Annotated in this window: 18 protein-coding genes and 2 pseudogenes; 10 read left to right on the forward strand and 10 right to left on the reverse strand. The window is 63.2% G+C overall.

The genetic code is table 11. The features are described from left to right. Positions 1-90 precede the first annotated feature (90 nt). On the forward strand, positions 91-945 hold the full coding sequence (locus AC5Y5W_RS06240) for a protein kinase domain-containing protein (protein ID WP_500010586.1): 855 nt from the start codon (positions 91-93) through the stop codon (positions 943-945). After that, positions 942-2,108 carry a hypothetical protein gene (locus tag AC5Y5W_RS06245; protein WP_500010585.1) on the forward strand — a complete coding sequence of 389 codons (1,167 nt, stop codon included), beginning with the start codon at positions 942-944 and terminating at the stop codon, positions 2,106-2,108. Before AC5Y5W_RS06240 ends, AC5Y5W_RS06245 begins: the two co-directional genes overlap by 4 nt. Here the strand turns inward: AC5Y5W_RS06245 and AC5Y5W_RS06250 are convergent. Then, complete coding sequence (locus AC5Y5W_RS06250) at positions 2,070-2,822, reverse strand: winged helix-turn-helix domain-containing protein (RefSeq protein WP_500010584.1); 753 nt, start codon at positions 2,820-2,822, stop codon at positions 2,070-2,072. The two genes, AC5Y5W_RS06245 and AC5Y5W_RS06250, sit on opposite strands and share 39 nt — an antisense overlap. Before the next feature lie 1,309 nt (positions 2,823-4,131). On the opposite strand from AC5Y5W_RS06250, the gene AC5Y5W_RS06255 reads away from it, so the two are divergent. Further along, complete coding sequence (locus AC5Y5W_RS06255; protein ID WP_500010583.1) at positions 4,132-5,139, forward strand: hypothetical protein; 1,008 nt, start codon at positions 4,132-4,134, stop codon at positions 5,137-5,139. Positions 5,140-5,529: 390 nt separating this feature from the next. Here AC5Y5W_RS06255 and AC5Y5W_RS06260 read toward each other — a convergent pair whose 3' ends face one another. The 3 genes from AC5Y5W_RS06260 to AC5Y5W_RS06270 all read right to left on the reverse strand — a co-directional run bounded on the left by AC5Y5W_RS06260 (position 5,530) and on the right by AC5Y5W_RS06270 (position 7,486). Continuing rightward, positions 5,530-6,168, reverse strand: coding sequence for an 8-oxoguanine DNA glycosylase OGG fold protein (locus AC5Y5W_RS06260; RefSeq protein ID WP_500010582.1), 639 nt, complete (start codon positions 6,166-6,168; stop codon positions 5,530-5,532). A 107-nt stretch (positions 6,169-6,275) separates the two neighbouring features. Continuing rightward, a complete protein-coding gene (locus AC5Y5W_RS06265; RefSeq protein ID WP_500010581.1) occupies positions 6,276-6,560 on the reverse strand; it encodes a CDGP domain-containing protein in 285 nt (94 codons plus the stop codon). Between the two features lie 419 nt (positions 6,561-6,979). Next, positions 6,980-7,486: a peptidoglycan recognition protein family protein gene (locus AC5Y5W_RS06270; RefSeq protein ID WP_500010580.1), complete on the reverse strand. Its 507-nt coding sequence runs from the start codon at positions 7,484-7,486 to the stop codon at positions 6,980-6,982. Between the two features lie 473 nt (positions 7,487-7,959). Between AC5Y5W_RS06270 and AC5Y5W_RS06275 the strand changes: the two genes are divergently transcribed. Further along, positions 7,960-9,474 (forward strand): serine/threonine-protein kinase, encoded by a 1,515-nt coding sequence (locus AC5Y5W_RS06275; protein ID WP_500010579.1) that lies wholly within the window; start codon positions 7,960-7,962, stop codon positions 9,472-9,474. A 283-nt stretch (positions 9,475-9,757) separates the two neighbouring features. Here the strand turns inward: AC5Y5W_RS06275 and AC5Y5W_RS06280 are convergent, their stop codons facing one another. After that, on the reverse strand, positions 9,758-10,834 hold the full coding sequence (locus tag AC5Y5W_RS06280; protein WP_500010578.1) for a sodium:calcium antiporter: 1,077 nt from the start codon (positions 10,832-10,834) through the stop codon (positions 9,758-9,760). Between the two features lie 156 nt (positions 10,835-10,990). Between AC5Y5W_RS06280 and AC5Y5W_RS06285 the strand changes: the two genes are divergently transcribed. Beyond that, positions 10,991-11,368 carry an ArsR/SmtB family transcription factor gene (locus AC5Y5W_RS06285; protein WP_500010577.1) on the forward strand — a complete coding sequence of 126 codons (378 nt, stop codon included), beginning with the start codon at positions 10,991-10,993 and terminating at the stop codon, positions 11,366-11,368. A 57-nt stretch (positions 11,369-11,425) separates the two neighbouring features. Then, the gene (locus tag AC5Y5W_RS06290; protein ID WP_500010576.1) at positions 11,426-11,767 is read left to right on the forward strand and encodes a YnfA family protein; all 342 of its coding nucleotides are present in this window, start codon (positions 11,426-11,428) and stop codon (positions 11,765-11,767) included. A gap of 51 nt (positions 11,768-11,818) precedes the next feature. On the opposite strand, the gene AC5Y5W_RS06295 is transcribed toward AC5Y5W_RS06290, so the two are convergent. Then, positions 11,819-12,232 (reverse strand): ArsR/SmtB family transcription factor, encoded by a 414-nt coding sequence (locus tag AC5Y5W_RS06295; protein ID WP_500010575.1) that lies wholly within the window; start codon positions 12,230-12,232, stop codon positions 11,819-11,821. Positions 12,233-12,320: 88 nt separating this feature from the next. Here AC5Y5W_RS06295 and arsM point away from each other — a divergent pair, with 88 nt between their 5' ends. Continuing rightward, on the forward strand, positions 12,321-13,115 hold the full coding sequence (arsM, locus tag AC5Y5W_RS06300) for an arsenite methyltransferase (protein ID WP_500010574.1): 795 nt from the start codon (positions 12,321-12,323) through the stop codon (positions 13,113-13,115). Between the two features lie 10 nt (positions 13,116-13,125). Beyond that, positions 13,126-13,344 carry a hypothetical protein gene (locus tag AC5Y5W_RS06305; protein WP_500010573.1) on the forward strand — a complete coding sequence of 73 codons (219 nt, stop codon included), beginning with the start codon at positions 13,126-13,128 and terminating at the stop codon, positions 13,342-13,344. Between the two features lie 13 nt (positions 13,345-13,357). Here the strand turns inward: AC5Y5W_RS06305 and AC5Y5W_RS06310 are convergent. Then, positions 13,358-14,275: pseudogene (locus AC5Y5W_RS06310) on the reverse strand (NAD(P)-dependent oxidoreductase); the annotation flags it as partial. Between the two features lie 94 nt (positions 14,276-14,369). Between AC5Y5W_RS06310 and AC5Y5W_RS06315 the strand changes: the two are divergent. Then, positions 14,370-14,849 (forward strand): VOC family protein, encoded by a 480-nt coding sequence (locus AC5Y5W_RS06315; protein WP_500010572.1) that lies wholly within the window; start codon positions 14,370-14,372, stop codon positions 14,847-14,849. Here the strand turns inward: AC5Y5W_RS06315 and AC5Y5W_RS06320 are convergent. Beyond that, on the reverse strand, positions 14,809-15,573 hold the full coding sequence (locus tag AC5Y5W_RS06320) for an SDR family NAD(P)-dependent oxidoreductase (protein WP_500010571.1): 765 nt from the start codon (positions 15,571-15,573) through the stop codon (positions 14,809-14,811). The two genes, AC5Y5W_RS06315 and AC5Y5W_RS06320, sit on opposite strands and share 41 nt — an antisense overlap. A 1-nt stretch (position 15,574) precedes the next feature. Continuing rightward, the gene (locus AC5Y5W_RS06325; protein ID WP_500010570.1) at positions 15,575-16,546 is read right to left on the reverse strand and encodes an enoyl-CoA hydratase/isomerase family protein; all 972 of its coding nucleotides are present in this window, start codon (positions 16,544-16,546) and stop codon (positions 15,575-15,577) included. 115 nt (positions 16,547-16,661) lie between these two features. Here AC5Y5W_RS06325 and AC5Y5W_RS06330 point away from each other — a divergent pair, with 115 nt between their 5' ends. Continuing rightward, on the forward strand, positions 16,662-17,597 hold the full coding sequence (locus tag AC5Y5W_RS06330; RefSeq protein ID WP_500010569.1) for a D-2-hydroxyacid dehydrogenase family protein: 936 nt from the start codon (positions 16,662-16,664) through the stop codon (positions 17,595-17,597). Here the strand turns inward: AC5Y5W_RS06330 and AC5Y5W_RS06335 are convergent. Next, positions 17,583-18,569: pseudogene (locus tag AC5Y5W_RS06335) on the reverse strand (phosphatase PAP2 family protein); the annotation flags it as partial. The gene AC5Y5W_RS06330 and the pseudogene AC5Y5W_RS06335 sit on opposite strands and share 15 nt — an antisense overlap. Positions 18,570-18,609 lie beyond the last annotated feature (40 nt).

Below are 18,609 nucleotides of genomic sequence, written 5' to 3' on the forward strand. Positions count from 1 at the left end.
CCGACGTGTCGGTGCCCGGTCCTAGACTCGTGCACCGGGCCTCCGCCCCCGGCGCAGGCGGTTACATCGAACCTTGTGGAAGGGGCTGGCTTGGGCCCGCAAGACATCCAAAAAATCATCGACGAGGTTCCGGCACACCTCGGGCTCGTCAACTCCAGCGTGCTCACCAGCGGTGGACAGAAAATCGTGCTCGCCGGGGAATTCGCCGGGGCACCTGCCGTTGCGAAGATCGTCGTAATCCCTGACGGCCCAACGGCAGATACCGTTATTGCACGCGCCCACCGCGAGGTCGATGTGTTGGCAGCGGTCTCGTCGCCGAACGTCGTTTCGGTGCTCACCGAGGCCGTCGAAATCGGCGATCGCCCCGACGCCATCTGCTGGGTCGAAGAGCGCCTATCGGGCGGCGACCTGACACGGCTGCTGGCAGCCAGGTGGAACGAGGCGGACGTCTGGTCGTTGCTCGCCGACCTGGCCGCCGGTCTGGCTGCGTGCCATGAACTCGAAGTGGTTCACCGTGACCTTTCGCCGGGCAACGTGCGCAAGACCGACGACGGGCGATACGTCCTGATGGACCCTGGCCTCGCACGGCACCTCGCCAAGACCGCACTGACCGGACAATTCCAGCCCGGCACAATGGGTTTCAAGTCACCCGAGCACGTACCAGGCGGCCGACCCACACCAGCGAGTGACATCTTCTCTTTGGGCATCCTCGCCTACATCGCCCTCACAGCGATATTGCCCGTCGCCCCGGGTACCAACGAGGCGGATTACTACAACCGGCTCCGCACGCAGTCCTGTCCAGACGTTGCAACCCAACGCACCGACATCACCGATGAACTCGCGGCGATCGTCAATCGCTGTCTGCACCGGCAGCCCGCACGGCGGTTCCTCGACGGGGCTGAACTAGCAGACGCCATCGCCACCGCCCAAGGGGCCACATCATGAGCGGCGTATTACTTCATGATGGCCGGGCGGGTGGGCATCGTAAGTGGTGCCGGGAGGCGGTGCAGGCCGGGTATTCCAGCGGCGTCATCCTCAATCCATTCACCACGCCTCGGATAGCGCAAGAACGGCAACCCAGCGCGACGACGCTCCGCAACGACATGGGCGACCTGAACGGGGATTTCATCTTCGATCCGATGACCCACTCTCGGTTGCTGGCCACGACGAACAAAGTCGACTTCTACGATCAGTGGGAGCTGTGGCCGAACGCGGCTCCCGCGCTGACAACGCCGGCTCAGTATCTCGACCACGTCGAGCGCGTCTTTGCACGCCAGAGTTCACTATCAGCGCCGCTTCTCGCGCCCACCGTGCAACTGTCGTCGCCGGTGGCGGCAGAAGTAACCACAGCGCTCGAACTCGCGCGAATCGCTCGCGGCCTTGCCGACACGTCCTGGCAGTCGCTGGTCGGTACGCGAACGTTCTGGGCCGCAGGCCCCGATCTCGACGCGTACGTCGGAGACCTGGTTGCGTTGCGCGCGCCGGTCTGGATGATCACCGTCGCGAACGAAGTCGTGCTCGACTCGCTTCCCGACGTGGCCGACGTCGCGGCGTTCGAGGGGCTGTGCCGAACGGTTAGATCGCTGTCGCTCAGGTCGAGGGTGATCGTCTGCTACGCGGACTACGCCGGTCTGCCAGCCATTGCAGCGGGTGCCGATACCCTCGGGGCTGGGTGGCATCGAGCCCAGCGGACTTTTGACCCGGCGGCGTTTCGCGTCGACTCCGACGGCGGTATCCGGCGGCCTGCGGCGTACGTAACACAGGGCGCGCTGCACGCGGTGCTGCGGCGCAACACTGCGGACCAGATTGCTCGCTGGGACGCGGACAGGGCCGCGCGCATCCGAGGGGGTCTGATGCCTCGAACGGATAACGAAGAGCGGGCGCACCACCTGCAGCAGCTCGCCTCTGTCGTGGCACTGCTTAATGGCGAGCAGTCCAGCCAACGAAGATTCGAGCTGCTCAGGGGCCGATACGCTTTGGCCGCAACAGAATTCGATGCTTTGATCGCGGCCATCCCGTCAGTGGGAAACAGGGATAAAGCTGTCTGGTGCACCGCGATGAGAGCGGTTTTAGACGCCTACGCCGGGGGTGAAGGGCTTCAACTCTAGATGGCTTACTTGTAGCGCCAGGCGCTCCGAGGCCGCAAGGCGAAGCGCGGGTTGGGGCCGACCGAGGCGTGGCCTTCGAACCCACTCGTCACGGATTGCCAGGCCGATATCAAACAGGGTGCAGCGCTCGATCAGACCACCCATATCCGCCGGGGCACGGAGAAGCACCAGCGACGAGGCATCGCACCAGGCGGAGTAACGAAGTGCCTGGTCCAGACCGCGCCGCCAGTCAGATACCTTGGCCTCGAAGGCGTAGGTCCTACCGATAGGTTCGACGTCGGCGCGGCGCCAGTAGCCCTGGCCCTGCGTGACCACTATTCCGGCGTGGGTGAGCGCCCGCAACCGGCGTTCGACCTGCTCCGGGCTCATCCCGGTCTCCGAAGCAACGCTGCTGCTGGTCATTGGCCGCTTGATGTTGAGGACGGCGACCACGGCGCAGTCGGCGGGGCTTTCGATGAACGGAGCACCGTTTTCGAGCCTGTGCTGGAGCGCCGCGAATCCCCTTGTCATAATCAGCAGGTCCGGGACTCCGCGCGGCCCGTGGAACTCAACGACAGCAAGTAAACCCTCACCGGCGCCGGGGAGTCCACTCGCAAGCGTCCGCAAATCTGCGTCAAGCTCGCGCTCCGCCGTGGGCTCGAACCGTTGGCCGCGCCCGCCAATGGCCTCGAACTCGGCAACTTCGGCTGCGTCGCGAACGGCAGTTGTGGTCACGCGTTGGACACTAGACGGGGCTTTCGGCTGCGAGGCCGAAACGCCCCACATCCACCGGGCAATGGATTGCAACCGAGACCACAACGTATTCATCCTGTGTAACTACCGCTTCCAGTCGATGTCCACGGTATCGGGGTTGATGCGCTCGCAGCCAGTCACGGGGTCGCACTTCAATCGGTCGCCGGGTGCCGGTTCGGCCGCACCGTGCATATTGCACCTAAGTTGCGCGCCAGACACGAAAACAGGCCGGCAGGGCGGCGGCAACCGTGGACGCGCCGAACACCTGTTCGGTGTGTCCTAACCGTGTCCTAAGACTCTCGATCACTGGCAAATACGCGCTGGACACATCAGCACAGACCAGCCTCTCAGACCTGGACTAATCGGCGCGGCGTGGACGCTGCAAAACAAGCCAGCACACCCGGTTTCACACTGGCAGTGTGGGGGTCAGGGGTTCGAGTCCCCTTAGCTCACACACTCTTAGCTCACGCGCCCTTAGCTCCACCCTTGAGCGGCATACGCGAATCTCGCGGCTCAGCCGGAACGTGTAACTGTTCGCTCTGACGGCAGTCTTCACAACAGTTGGCATTCGAACATCCAGACCACCCTCGAACGGCTAAGTGTGACGGCACTACCCGCCCAATCGCTCCGGGCCACCTGCGCCATGGGCGGCGGGGGCTTCGCTGCGCTGTCAGCTACGTACGCGGCTACGAGTGCGGGATCGCCGGCTCGCGCCATCGAACCACTTGCGCTCTGATCGCTTCTGCGATGGGTGTCGACCCCTCCGCGACGTCGCGAAATTTCTTGGCGGTGCGGGACCAGGATCCAACATGATAAAGACGTCGAGTCGGATACCGGATCTACACTCTGCGACCATGGGCGAATTTGAACTTATCGACATACGACGCGGCAGAGCGGACAAGTACGTCTGGGGTGGAGTCGCGTGCGTTGGAGATTCAGTTCATCGAAATCTCGGCCCACTTTCGTCGCAAGGGCTTCGGAACGAAGATCGTTCGACAACTGGAGGCGCGCCACCCAGATCGGGCGCTAGCGGCGTTTAGCGCGCAGGCGGACGACTTTTGGGCGTCACTTGGCTGGCAACGCTACGACCACCCCACCGAAGCACGGTTCTACCGCGCACTATTCATCCAGCAGCAAAGTTCACGCTCGACGATTCCGAGGATTTTACTCAATGTATCTGCAAAGCCGAACCAAGCGGTGGTTGCAAGCCCTGCGAAACTCAAGCACCCAACTTCATTCTGCCCAAGCCAGTGTTGCGACATTCACTGCGGCCAGGGGTCGGGGGGCTCGTGTGCTCGGCGAACAAGAGCACGAGGTTATGACCTGTCTTGCTCTCGATTACATCGATTTGACGCTGGAAAGTCAGCCGCTCAAGCCTGGATCGTGGCTCGAAACCACGCTCAGCGACGTCATCAAGGCGCGAAAAGAGTTCACCCACGGTGACCAGTTTGTCGGCAGCCTCGACCGGCTCATCGCCGCCATCGAAACTGCGATGCCAATCCTAGACGGGAACACAGCTGAGCCGGACGAAACCATCGACGACATTGCCGATGACCTTGAACAGGCCCTGCTGATCTCTCTACTCGTGACGTTGACCTCCCACAATGTCATCATCGAGATGATTTCCCAATGGGAGCAACCACATCAGCGTTTCCTGCAAGGCAACGTCCCCGACGACCCGGGCCACTACCTCGATATCAAGACATTCCAGACAGTCAGCGAGAGGGGGCCGGGACGAATCCACATGCGGCGCCTAGCCTCCGCTTCAGACTCGGGCACCTCGATACTTATGGCCGGGGCAGCCCGACAGACTGTGGAGAACTACCCTGAAGCGCAAGCATTCGCCTATGCGCAGTGGTTCACCTACGCGTTTGCCCTATGGGAGGAGCAATTCCGTGGACGCATCGTCACGTACTGGGACAGTCTGTCCCAGAGCAAAGTTCGTCGTAGCGACGTCTTGATCCCTTATTTCGGCGACGTTCGGCGAATCCGAAACGACTTCGTTCACAACAAGGGTATCTGCAAAGAGAGTGCCAACAACGAAATGTTGCGATGGGCTTTCGTCACGGGAAGCCCTCTGGAGATCACCCCCATGCAGATGTTGTCTCTAGTTGATCTGTTTCCGCACAGCGAATTGCGCATATCACCGACGCCGCAGCCACCGGGAGCGGTCACTCGCGTCTCCGGAAGGGTTGACTTACATCTGCAAGAAGATGTGATGGAACGTGCCAAAGAACTTGGTCTGACCGAAGACCAACTCGTAGCGGCGGCACTGCAGAGTTGGTTAGCGTCGGCCTGAAGGCGGCCCCGACCCGAAACTTCGACGATGGGGAACGGCCGCACCCTTCGCCCGCCTTTCGACACCGAGGACTTATTTCAGGTTATGAACCGCGTCGCGCGACCGGAGTGGAAGCTAGTCCGTGAACTCGTCAACGAATGGTTCGGCGACTACCCCGACTCATCCAAGGAGATCTGCGCAACCGCAGATGTGGCTGAAGTGTCAATGGCGGACGGCGACCGGCACGAGAGACCAATACCGACCGAGATTCCTACACGTGCCGCCCAAACCAATCCTTTCGCCGCGCGGAGATGGTACCCGCGTCAGTGCCCTCACTACGCGAAACGTCGTTGTGCACTGACGATTCGTGGCGAATCGTTACGTGAACGATCAGGCAAATGCTCTCTTGCCTCACGGCAAGTTGAAGAGGGCGTACTCGACGACATCGGGTTCCTGTGGCCAACTTGGCTCGGAGGCCCACTTTTCCGCTAGTTCGAGGTAACGCGTGTAGTCGGCTTGGCGCACCAGCCCTTTGGCGGGCACGGTCTCGGGTGCGACCTTGTTCAAGGACGCTCGGACCCGTTCGTCGAGGACCAGCGGGCGCGGCAGGTGATGGCTGGTGTATCCGGCGAAGTAGAGAAGCTTGGTGCCGAACGACATGTTCAGGCCGTTGACCTTGTGGGTGTTGAGCAGGGCGTGCCAGCCTGCTGCTGCGCCATCGCTTCGTGTTATCTCGACGATAGCTCTAATGCGGTCGACTGCTCCGTCGGTGGTGAGGATTGATTGGACGCGGTGCGGTCCATAGTCTTTCGGCTTGTATCCCCACGCCATGGCGATCAGGAACAGCTCCACTGGGTCAGCGTCTGCGTGGGAGTGGATGTACTTGCGGGCGATGCCGCCCTCTTGCTCGGAGTGAGCTTTCAGTTCGGTATGCGCCTTTTCATGCCCCGCGAACGCCGCCGTCCACCGTTCGGGCACCCATTGAATCCGCTGTGCGTTGACATCCTCGACACTGCACTTTCGGACGGGGTCGGGAACGGTATTGGTCATGTCGCGTCTCCTATCGCCGCTAGGCTGGGCATACGGCCACGTTAGATGACTCTCCGACAGCGATCTGTCGAGCTGACCGCCACGCCGGTATCAGTCCGTGTGACTCCCTAGTCGTCGACGTGGTACTGCGGCTGCCCGAGCGGCAAACGGGGAAAGCCCTGGGAGGGGTCGACCTGGAAGCAGTTGAGCTGCCCGGTATTCGTTATCAAGCATCGCTGCCAGGTGCCGTTCGGGCGGATCGGCTTATCGCAGTAGGTGTTCCAGGGGCTGGTGGATTCACACCCAGCCGAGGCGGGTGGGGCGGTGGCGACACCACCCACAGTGATCAGGGCGGCCGTGACGGCGCTGGCCATTGCTGTCAGCTTTAGTCCCTTATTGCTATTGCGCTTCACGCTCGAACGATAACGGAACGGCGCAGGAGATATGTGGCAAAAGTAGCCGCCTATCTTGGCGGTATGTCAGAGGAATCGAAGAACCGCTGGGGCCGACTGGCCGTCGTCGGCACCCACTACGAGGTTCCGACCCAACCGGCTCCCCACCATCAGTAACGATCACGTGGACTTCTCGGAGCCAGCGCTGCAGTACGCATTGGGTTAGCGACGCACGCAACGGTTTTCCGCATCCACGAGTGCGCTCGCAGCGTCGTGCTGTGTCGCTCGGGTCGCGGCGCATCAAGTCGGCGGACGCTATATACCCGTGAACGGGTATCCGCGATGAAGGTGCCTTCAAACTCTCCGGTCGTCCACGAGCCGGCGGTGCAGAAGGCATGTTGCTGGGAAGACTCCCCAGCGGCTCCACACAGAAGCGCTGGTTATCTGCCCCCCTCGATAGCCGCGACTCTTGCGGCAGCGTCGGGTCCGCAAAAGAGCTGAAGATCCACCCCGCCGGCGGCAAGCAGATCGTCAATGCTGCGCTTGAGGTCGCCTGAGGTGAGATAGGCATAAAGGTTTGCGCCCGGGCAAGAAGTTTGGGCTAGGTCCCGATGGCCTGCCAATGTGTCGGTTGCGATGCCAAAGTTTTGGGCCGCCCATGCGAATGCGAGAGCGGCTCCGTAAAGCTGGGCCTCCGGCACAACCTCTTGATCGAAATCTCCTAGGCAGAGGACCAGGAAATGGCCTTTTGTGTCGTAGTCCGTCGCGGTGTCGCCGGCGATCTCGGTGCTCCGCAACTCGTAGATGTTGCCATCGCGGTCGACGCCGACGTGATACGCGATGTCGATCCATCCCTGTTGTTCTTGGTGGTACCGCTGGTCCTGTCGGAGATGGCGGGGAGCATTGCGGTTGTCGCCGAGGACCACGGCCTCGTGATGGAGGGTCATGCGGGTGATGGTGTGGTGCTGCCCTCCTGGGCGGGGAGGCCGCGCCCCCCAAGCATCTCGGCATAGCAACAGTGCCGGAGTCGCACGTGGAGCAGGTCGGCGCGAGGTTATGGCCCCGGGTGGTGAAGTTGGATTCGGGATGGCACCGCTGGCCGTCGTCGGAGCGGGATTCGGAGGCGAAGGTGGTCTCGAGGCGGTCCCAGACGCCGAACCAGGGCCCATTCGTGCCCTATTTGAGCACGCGCTGACCATTGAGCCCAAACTGATGCTGGCAGCCAGCCCGAGCAACTGCCGACGGCTAACGGAATCTGGGCGTTCATCGGGCCCGTGGCGGCCGGGCACATCCATGGCCTCACGATACGGACGTAACAGTCGCTCGCGCGGCGTCTGTGTGTTTCTTCCGGTATTAGCGCTTGCAAGCGGAGCACTACCAGGCGCAGGTCTTCCATGTCGCGGCTCGGTAATATCCGAGCATGCCCATCGCCAATGGTGCAGTGTTCGCTGGGTACACCATCGTGCACTTGCTGGGCACCGGGGGGATGGGTGAGGTTTATCTGGTCCAGCACCCACGGCTGCCCCGCCAAGAGGCGCTGAAGATTCTCCCCGCGCGTGTGAGCGCCGACCCGAATTATCGCCAACGTTTCGCGCGTGAAGCCGACATCGCCGCATCCCTGTGGCATCCCTACATAGTCCAGATCCATGACCGGGGAGAACACGACGGTCAGCTTTGGATCACGATGGACTACGTCGAAGGCACCGATGCCGCCCAAGAAATGCGAGACCGATACCCGCATGGGATGCCGACACAGAATGCGCTCGAGATCGTGTCAGCTATCGCTGACGCACTCGACTATGCCCACGAACGAGACTTGCTGCACCGAGACGTCAAACCGGCAAATATCTTGCTCACCAACCCGCGCATGGGCGACCGCCGAATCCTACTGGCCGATTTCGGGATCGCACGCGCCGCCAACGACATCAACGGTATAACGGCAACCAATGTGAGAGTCGGATCAGTCGGCTACTCTGCGCCGGAACAGCTCACAGGTAAGGCGCTTGATGGCCGCGCAGATCAGTATGCCCTTGCTTCCACAGCTTTTCACTTTCTAACGGGTGCACCACCATTCATCAATTCGAATTCTGTCGTATCGCCGCCACCGCGATTACGAAGTATGCGCGCCGACCTCAGTTCGCTTGACGAGGTGCTGGCCAAGGCGATGGCGAAAGAGCCATTTCATCGGTTCGATACGTGCCGTGACTTTGCAGCAGCCCTCAGTCACGCCGCTGCCGGCGATGAGACGCAATTCGCAACAAACATCCCTCCACCGCTCTCGCAGGTCACAAGCCGCGAGCAACCGAACCGCAATGAATCAGACGCAGCCTCGACATGGCGTCGCGCGGCGCTGATCGCCGGCGGTATCGCCGTTTTGTTATCCGTGGGAGTGGTCGCCTTCATCGGTGCGCGCTTGGCGCAGCCGCCACAAGCGCCACCGACCGCATCGCCGCCTCAGCCGAGCTCAACATGGCAAGAGTCGCCGAATTGGCTCCCGCCACAGTCGGAGTCGCCCGCACCAGCACCCGCTCCAACCGCGCTTCCGCCTAGCCCATCGTCGCCCACTACGCCGCCCCCGCCGCGCTTGCCGACAAGGCTGACAGGTGATCTCGGGTTACCTACGCCGATAAGCAATCCGTCCTGCAACGGTCAAGGGGTCGTGATCTTGGGAAATGTCACCACCCCTGGCTTATACGCCGCGGGCGTTCAACGTCTACTGGACATCCACCCGGGTGCTTACTACCTGCGTACCGATCAATCTTGTCCATCTCTGCGCCGGGCAAGTGAAGCCGGCAATCCGATCTATGCCGTCTTCCAACCCGGCGGTAAAACTCAACCCGAGGTATGTGATGCCGTCCGCGCCGCAGGCGGTGGCGCATATGGGAAGTGGTTGGATTACACACACGATCCTGGGTACATCATCCCCTGCGGTTGAGGTCGGCAATCTGTTGCTTTTAGTCCCGCGGATCTTCGGCGAGGTGTGCATGAAGGGCGATCCAGAGCGACATTGGCGTATCGCCCGAGCCATAACGGCAACTGATGCCAGCGGTCAGACGGTAGCTTCGGTCTACCTATGGAGAAGGCGTTGTTTGTGTTGGGTGAATTCCTTGTCGTTGAGGGTGCCGGCGTCGTGGAGTAGGTCGGTGAGTTCGCTTAGCTTGGCGAATAGTTGTGTCGCCGAGGTATCCGCGGGTTTTGTCCGGGAAGGCGGAGGGTTATCAGGTGAGGATCGGGATGAGTCCGGCGGCGAAGACCAGGTAGAGCACTGCGGCCGCGGCCAGCCGGGTGGGGGTGAGTTTGTCTGTGCGCAGTGTGTACAGCAGGTAGCCGATCGCGGCCATGGTGATCGCACCGGACCAGAGCAGAGCGTGGTTGAAGCGCCAGTCGGTGAACAACAGACCCAGGCCGCTGGGCACAGTCGCCTGGATCATCATCGCCCCGGAGATATTGGCTAGGGCCAGTTGGGTTTTGCCCTGCCGGACCCAAATGACTGCGTTCATAATCTCGGGCAGCTCGGTGGCGATCGGCGACAGCAGCAAGGCAGTGACGGCCTCGGACAATCCGAGCATCGGGCCGATGGCATCGAGCTGGTGCACGAACACTTGCGAGGAGACAAAGATGACCGCCAACGCGCCTACCGTTTGCGCGATTACCACCGGGCTAGCCGGTCGCGCGGCACGGGGTTGCAGCTTCAGCGGTGCCAACTGCTCCTCGTCATGGGGGTCCAGAGTGTGGCCGCCACGCAGCTCGCGCCAAAAGTAGACGGCGTAGACGGCAAAAAACAGCAGCCCCAGCCATGGCTTGATCGCGAACGCCACCAAGCCCAACGCGACTTTGACCACGAACACCGTCATAAACCAGCGCTGATCGTTGGCCAGGCGTGCCGCTTGGACGGAATCAGCTAACACGCTGCCGCAGCTCGCCTCGCGTTCTGACCCAGGGTGCTCGAGGTCTGCGCCGCCGACGCCGGCGGCGACGAGTTCGCGGCTGCGGGTGTGGCGTCGCGCCAGCAGCATCGCACCGGTCACCCCATAGGCGACGGTCGCCAGCACCAGCGGGCCGCCCATCGCAGCGCCGACCCCGATGTCGCGGATCTGGGCGGTCGTGCCGGTGGTGACCGCAACCAACGTGACCACCGATTCTGGCAGGGCTGTGCCGAAGGCGGCCAGGATGGTCCCCACCGCCATCTTCTTGATATTGAGCCGCTGGCCCAGCCATTCCACGGCATTGACGAACCACTCGCACGACAGATAAATCGCCACGGCGCAGCCAATCAGCAACGCGACATGCAGCACGAAGAAGCCCTGCCTTCCTCACCCATACGCAGATCGGGCGTAGACCTCGGTTCGGATCTTGCCCATCCTGCCACTCATTTCGTTATATTCGCAAATATCAAAATGGTTTGATTGGGCGAATCTGTTCGTCGGGGGTGCGCCAGAATGGAGGCCGCCATGGCAAAACGAAAACAACGGCCACCCGAAACCCTTGACCTGGCCCTTGCCCCCACCGAGCCCACCGGCCCGCAGCTGACGTCAGCTGCAGCCACTTTCGCGCTGCTCGGCAACCCGGCACGACTGCACGTGCTGTGGCTGGCCGCCCAAGACGTGCACGACGTGACAGCCCTGGCCGACCGGGCCGGCGTCGGGGTAGCCACCATGAGCCAGCACCTGACCAAACTGCGCCTAGCCGGCCTGATCAGCGCACGCAAAGAAGGCCGCCACCACATCTACACCGTCGAGGACCCGCACGTCCTCACGCTGGTCCAGCAGATCTTCGCCCACATCGCCCCTGACGGCAGCCTTGCACCCGATCCTCCATCCACCCCTTGAGCCGGGGACGGCTGTGCATCTGCTTCTTTCGAATGGCCCCAAACTGAAGGAGCATCAGTGACTTTCGTCAAATCCGTTTTGTTGTTCATGGTCGCCGCGGTGTTCGAAATCGGCGGTGCGTGGCTGGTCTGGCAAGGCGTACGCGAACACCGCGGGTTGGTCTGGATCGGCCTGGGAATCCTGGCCCTGGGTGGCTACGGATTCGTCGCGACCCTGCAACCTGACGCCCACTTCGGTCGCATCCTCGCCGCGTACGGTGGCGTCTTTGTGGCCGGCTCCATTGCCTGGGGCATGGCACTGGACGGCTTTCGCCCCGACCGCTGGGACGTCATCGGTGCCGTCATCTGCCTTGCTGGAGTGGCGGTCATCATGTACGCACCCCGAGTCAATCCCGGTTAAAAATCCTCCGGATCTCCATAAATCTGTGAAACCTGGTGCGGCTCACAAATTTTAGTGCCGCTCAGCGTGAGGTGAGCCGATCTCAGCGATGCCGGCACCGGCGAATACGCCGGCCAGTGCATGCAGTGCCGGGGGCACTAACCGGTAATAAGCCCATTTGCCGCGCTGTGTTCGTTCAAGCAGACCCGCCTCGACCAGGATCTTGAGATGGTGCGACACCGTCGGCTGGGACAACCCGACTGGAGCGGTCAGGTCGCACACACAGGCCTCGGCGCCCTCATGGCCCGCGATCAGCGACACCAGCCGCAACCGGGTGGGCTCGGCCACCGCCTTGAGAACGGCGGCCAGTCGCTCGGCGGCCGCCTCATCCAGGACGGTGCCAGTAATTGGGCTGCAACACGTTTCGAGATCAGCCGCCAGCAGCGATCCATAGGGCTGCGTTGCGGGCGCGATGGTGGTGGGCATGACCACAGCATGACAAACGCATTGACAGCTGTCGATGCATCGTGCATCCTTGGTCGCATAGACGTCTGTCGATGGGAAGGAGCCTGGCATGGCCGAGAAGGCAGGTGCCGCATTGCGTAATCAGGTTCGCGCCCGCTATGGGGAGGCCGCCACGACGATCGCGAGCGGCGCCACCAACAGCGACGTGCTTACCGCAGCGAGCTGTTGTGGATCCAGCGATTCGGTTGACGTCGGTACCGTCTTCGGCGCCGGTCTGTATGGCGCTGACGACCACTCCGGGCTACCTGCGGAAGCCGTTGCGGCCAGCCTGGGATGCGGTAATCCGACTGCGGTTGCTGACCTGCGCGCAGGTGAACGCGTTTTGGACTTGGGCTCCGGCGGCGGGATCGATGTGCTGCTGTCAGCTCGTCGGGTTGGACCGGACGGGTTCGCCTACGGCGTCGACATGACCGACGAGATGCTCGCCCTAGCCGAGGCTAATAAGGCCAAAGCTGGTGTCACCAACGTCGAGTTCCGCAAGGGCACCATCGAGGACATTCCCCTCGCCGATGCGACCGTCGACGTGGTGATCTCCAATTGCGTGATCAACCTGTCGGTTGACAAACCGGCCGTGCTCGCCGAGATGTTCCGTGTCCTGGTTTCCGGCGGGCGGCTCGGGATCTCCGACGTCGTCGCCGAAGACCATCTCAGTAGTGCCGACCGCGCCGAACGCGGATCCCACGTTGGCTGTATCGCGGGGGCGCTGTCCAAACAGGAGTATCTCGACGGTCTCAGCCAAGCCGGATTCGTTGATGCCTCAGTGGCTTTCACCCACGAAGTTACCGACGGAATGCATGGCGCCATCATCCGCGCCACTAAACCCACCGCAGCCGCCAGCGACTAAACCGCAGGGCATGGGCAGGCGCGCCGCCGCGGCCCATCGCAGTGCTGCTGGCCGTCACGAAGAGTCGGCCCAAGCGCATGAACGGGCGGCACAAGTGCACGAGGAGGCAAACGACGCCGGCATAGGCGATGCCGGCGAGCACCGTGATGCCGCCGCCTCGCACGGCGAACGGGCCGCCGCGGACCGATCTGCGGCTGAGTCGTCTCGGCGCGCGGCCGACGAAGAGTAGTGAGGCGGCGCATTCATCGTGGGCCGGTTCCCACCACGACGCCCGCGGCTGCTTCGATCGGCTTGACGATCGACGTGAAGTCGGATTCGGGTCCCTCTGCGGTCAGGGTCGCCTCCCACAACTGAGCCACGGCATCGGCCAGCTGAGTCGGCATTCCCAGCGCGTGCGCCTCATCGAGATAGAGGCGCACATCTTTGACCATCAGACCCGTGGCGAACCCGTAGTCGAAGGTGCGCGGAAGCACCGCGCGTGGGAATTTCTCGCGACTTGCATGGGTGGCTCCCGATCCGGCGTTGAGGACATCGATCATGACCTGGGCATCCAGGCCTGCCTTCACACCCATCACCATGACTTCGGCGGTTGCGGCCAACGACGCGGCGGCCATCAAGTTGTTGACCAGCTTCATCGTTTGCGCGGCGCCGGGTTTTTCGCTGACGAAGATGGCGCGGCCGATGGCATCGAAAACAGCGGCGGCGGCGTCGAACTCGGCTCGCGGACCGGACACCATCACGGCAAGCGTTCCCGCTTGAGCGCTGTGCACCCCTCCGCTCACCGGGCTGTCCAGCATGGCCACATCATGTTCGGCAAGCAGCTCGTGATTACGTTGCGCTGCTTGGCTTCCCGCGGTGGACAGATCGACGAAGCGCTGGACGCGGTCGCCGCCGGCGACCGCATCAGCCACCTGCATCGATGTCTGTGGTGTCGGCAGGCTGGCCATGACGGTCGCCGCGCGATCAGCCACCTCCCGGGCCGACGCTGCCCGGTCGGCGCCTTCAGCCACGAGGGATTCGATCGCGGCACTGCGGGTATCGAAGACGACGACATGGTGCCCCGCGTCGACCAGTCGGCGCGCAATTGCAGACCCCATGTTGCCCAACCCGATGAATCCGATGTCCACGTCTTGGCCCCTATCCGCTCGATGTCGCTGTGCGTCGACGTTAGTGTGACCGCCCCCAGGGGCGCGTACACCAAAGCGGGGTGGCGCCCTTGACCTGAACTGCGGTTGAGGTTTTAGCGTCGACGTTGTGACACACGAACTGGCTTCCGTCGGCGCAATCCGCTTCGCGCGACGCTCAAGCAACTTCGAGCAGACCGTCGCGTTCTACCGCGATCTCGTCGGGCTGCCGTTGTGTGCCACGTTCGCCAATAGCTACGGCAGCACCGGAGCGATTTTCGGAATGCCCGGCACTGCCCTTACTTTCGAGATCGTCGAAGCAACTGAACCCGTCGCGGTCGACGCCCATGAGCAGCTGTGTCTATATTTCCCCGACGCGACAGCGCAACACGAAGCGACGGCTCGGCTGTGCACGGCCGGGATGGAGCCGGTGGAGTCCCATCCGTATTGGGATGCGGTCGGGGCACTCACCTACCGTGACCCCGATGGGCGTGAGATTGTGTTCGCGCCCTTCGTATTCGGAGCCAACGAACCGCCCGTGGGCAGCGCCTCGGGCGAACACTGGACAGTCACCAGGTCTGCTCGGCGGCGCGCACCAGCATGTGGTTGACCGCCACCCGCCGGTCGCGGGTCACCATGTAAAGCACCGCGTCGGCGATGTCCTCGGGTCGCAGTTGGACCATGCCCGCAGTCCGGCGGTCATACGCTTCGCGCGACTCCGCCGGCAGGTGGGTATTGATTTCGGTGTCGACGCTGCCGGGTGCAACGACGCCGACGCGAACCCTTTTGCCCAGCAACTCTTGTCGGATGCCTTCGCTGAACGCGTTGACACCGTATTTCGTCAGTGAGTAGACCGCGCTGCCCGGGCGGGCCACCCAACCGGCAGTGGAACTGATCGTGACCAGGTCGGCGACACCGCGCGGTGAGCTGGCGGCCGCGTCGACGAGATGCGGGATCGCGGCGTGGGCCACATACAGAACTCCATTCACGTTGACCGCCACCAGGTCATCCCAGTCCTGTAGCGGCGCTTGGGCGGCGGGTCCCGTCCGGACCAGCCCGGCGTTGTTCACCACGGTGTCGAGCCGACCCAACTCACGAACGGCGCAATCAATCGCCTCAGCCACTTGGTCCGCGTCAGTGACGTCGGCCGGCACCGCCAGCGCGGTGCCGCCCGTCGACTCGATCTCGGCTTGCAGTTGGTGCAACCGGTCAGCGCGGCGCGCGACCAGGGCAACCGCGGCGCCCTCGGCGGCCAGCGCCTTGGCGGTGGCCGCGCCGATGCCGCTGCTGGCGCCGGTCACCAATGCGACGCTATTGGCCAACTGCAGTGCCATGTCAGGGCTTGCTGCGTCCCGAACGGCTGAGCCGCCACTCGGGCGGGAAATTCATGTCGTTGTCCTTCACCACATTGTTCAAACCTTTACCAAAGGCGCCTTCGGTGAGGTCGACCTCGTTGTCCTGGTCGTTTTGAATCAGCGGCAGCATGCCTTCCACCATGCCGGTCAACAGGCTGCCGAAGTACTCGCCTTTGTGCTGCTTGTACAGCTCCAGGAAGGTTTTCTGCACCGCGACCGTGTCGGTGGGGCGAGACCGCGAGCACGCCATCGCATACTTCAGCGTTTCCTCTTCAAGCTTGTCGCGGGGCACCACACTGTTGACGAACCCGCACTCATACATTTCCTTCGCGCTGAAAGGCCTTCCGGTGAACAACATTTCGGAGAACTTCCGCAGACCCATGGTTTCCGCCCACCACCACAGCCGCGGCCCCCAGCCCACATAACGAAAAGCCGGGTGGCCGAACAGCGCGTCGTCTGAAGAGATGACCAGGTCGGCGTCGCCGGCCTGATAGAAGTGCCAGCCATAGCAGTACCCTTTGGCCTCGATGATGCTGATCTTGCGGAGTTCCTGCAGCGGGCGGTTGCCGGCCGGAGCCTTGGCGTAGAAGTCGGTCACGGTGGACAGATAGCGGTAGGAGCCCCCCGGCGGGTACTTGACGCGGTCGTCGTTGATCGCGAGCTCATGAAGCAGTGGCATACCGGGGTTTTCCAGCATGTCCCGCTGCTCGGGCAGATCGCCGCCGCTGCCGAAATCCTCTCCCTCGCCGCGGATCACGACGACCTTGACGTCGTCGTCGACATTGCATTTGTGGATCAGGTCGGCATAGTTCTGCCGCATGCCGAGCGTCGTCGAATTCTGCGCATCGGGACGATCGAAGGTGATGTAGGCAATCCGGTTTTTGACGTCTTTCTCGAACTTGATGAACGGCTCGGCCTCTTTTTTCATTCGTTCGTAGTCGTACTCAGGCATAAGGGTCTCCCATCCGTGCGCGGTGTCGCCGCCAGTGTGTCAGCGTCGGAGTGCGTTCGGGCAGTTTGTACTTTCCGCTTAAAACAACGGCGATGCGGTATGCGACATTGGCACGATGAAGGTCGCGATCCTCGACGATTACCAGAACGTCGCGCTGAGCATGGCCGACTGGTCGCAGGTGGCCGCCCGCGCCGACATCACCGTGTTCACCGATCACCAGGCCGATCACGACGCCGTGGTCGAGCGGCTTGCCCCGTTCGACGTGGTGTTCGTGATGCGCGAGCGCACCCCGTTGCCGCGCAGCATCATCGAGCGGCTGCCCAACTTGAAGATGATCGCCTCGACCGGTCCGTTCAACGCCGCCATCGACGTCGCGGCCGCCAAGGAGCGGGGGATCCATGTCAGCACGACCGGCGGATACCTGGAATCCACCGTCGAGCTGACCTGGGCGCTGATTCTGGCCGCCGCGCGCCGCATCGTCGACGAGTCCGTGTCGGTACGCGGCGGCGGGTGGCAGACCTCAGTCGGTCGCCAGCTGGGCGGAACTGTGCTGGGCGTGCTGGGGCTGGGCCGGATCGGCAGCCGGGTTGCGCGGGTCGGCGCGGCATTCGGCATGGACGTCATCGCGTGGAGCACCAACCTGACGCCGGACGCCGCCGAACACGCCGGGGCGACCTACGTCGGCAAAGAGGAGTTGTTCCGTCGCGCCGACGTGCTGACCATCCACTTGGTGCTCAGCGAGCGCAGCCGCGGGCTGGTGGGCGCCGGCGAACTGGCGTTGATGAAACCGACCGCGCTGCTAGTCAACACCTCGCGCGGACCCATCGTCGACGAGTCGGCGCTGGTCGAGGCGTTGCGCTCCCACCGGCTCGCCGGGGCCGGACTCGACGTCTTCGACACCGAGCCCCTGCCGGTCCGGCACCCGCTGCGCTCGCTGGACACCGTCGTCGCCACACCTCATATCGGCTACGCGGCCGACCGGGTCTATCGGACCTTCTACGGCGACGCGGCCGCCAAGATCGGCGGCTGGCTCGACGGCATCACGAGCTGAGCGTCGGCGCCGCCACCAGGACTCGAGACGACCGATCACCAGCAGCACTATCGCGGCGAACGCCCAGCCCAGCAGGATGTCGATCACATAGTGCTCGGCCGAGTACACCAGCGTGAACGCCATCGTCAGCACGTATGCCACCAGCAGCGGGCGCCACCACGACCGGACGCGGCGCCACAGAAACACCGCGATCATCGCCGACAGTGCGGCGTGCAGCGACGGGATGGCCGCTACCAGGTTCACGCTGGCCTGTCCGGAGTCCAGCAAGGCCCGCGCTGAGTGCAAATGCAGCGTGCCCCAGCCCCGGCCGGAGATCCGTTCCACAAACGGGTGGGCACCGGGGTGGTTGGGGTGCATGGGACCCAGCAAGCCGCCGTCGGGCACCCCCGCGGGGCTTCGGAACATGCACCGTGGGTTGGATGGGCCGTTGGCGATCTGGTCGGCGGTGCAGCGCGCGGCCGCCCACGGCGGCGCCGACGGCACCAGCACGTAGACGATCAGAGCGGCAAACGACAGCCCGACAAATCGCCGGGCGAACGCTGCCCAGTCGTCTCGGTTGCGCAGCCACAGCACCCCGGCGATCACGTACGGCAGGATGAAAAACGACATGTAGACGGCGCTGATGACCACCTCCCACCACGGCGGTTGGGCCAACTTGAGCTGTTCCTGCAGCCACACTGTCGGCACCACCCCGAAGAACATCCAGCGGTCCGCATCGACCTGGGGCCGCCACAGCGTGGGTGTTCCAACGAACGTGGCCGCATGGCGGCTGAGGTCATACAGCAGCAGATAAAGCGCGAACGGCAGCCAGTCGCGCAGGACGGCAAAAGCCCGGCGGGGACGTCCGATGCTGGCGGCGATCAGCCCGGTGGCGATGTAGAGCAGCAGCAGTTCACGGTTGAACGCGAGCCCTTCCGTCACCGTCCGGTACACCACAACGGCGGCCCATACCGCGATTGCCGCGCGTCGGATGAAGGTGAGCCGCCGCTCGCGCGGTGTAGCGGCAGCACCG

Source organism: Mycobacterium sp. NGS51 (assembly GCF_059812525.1).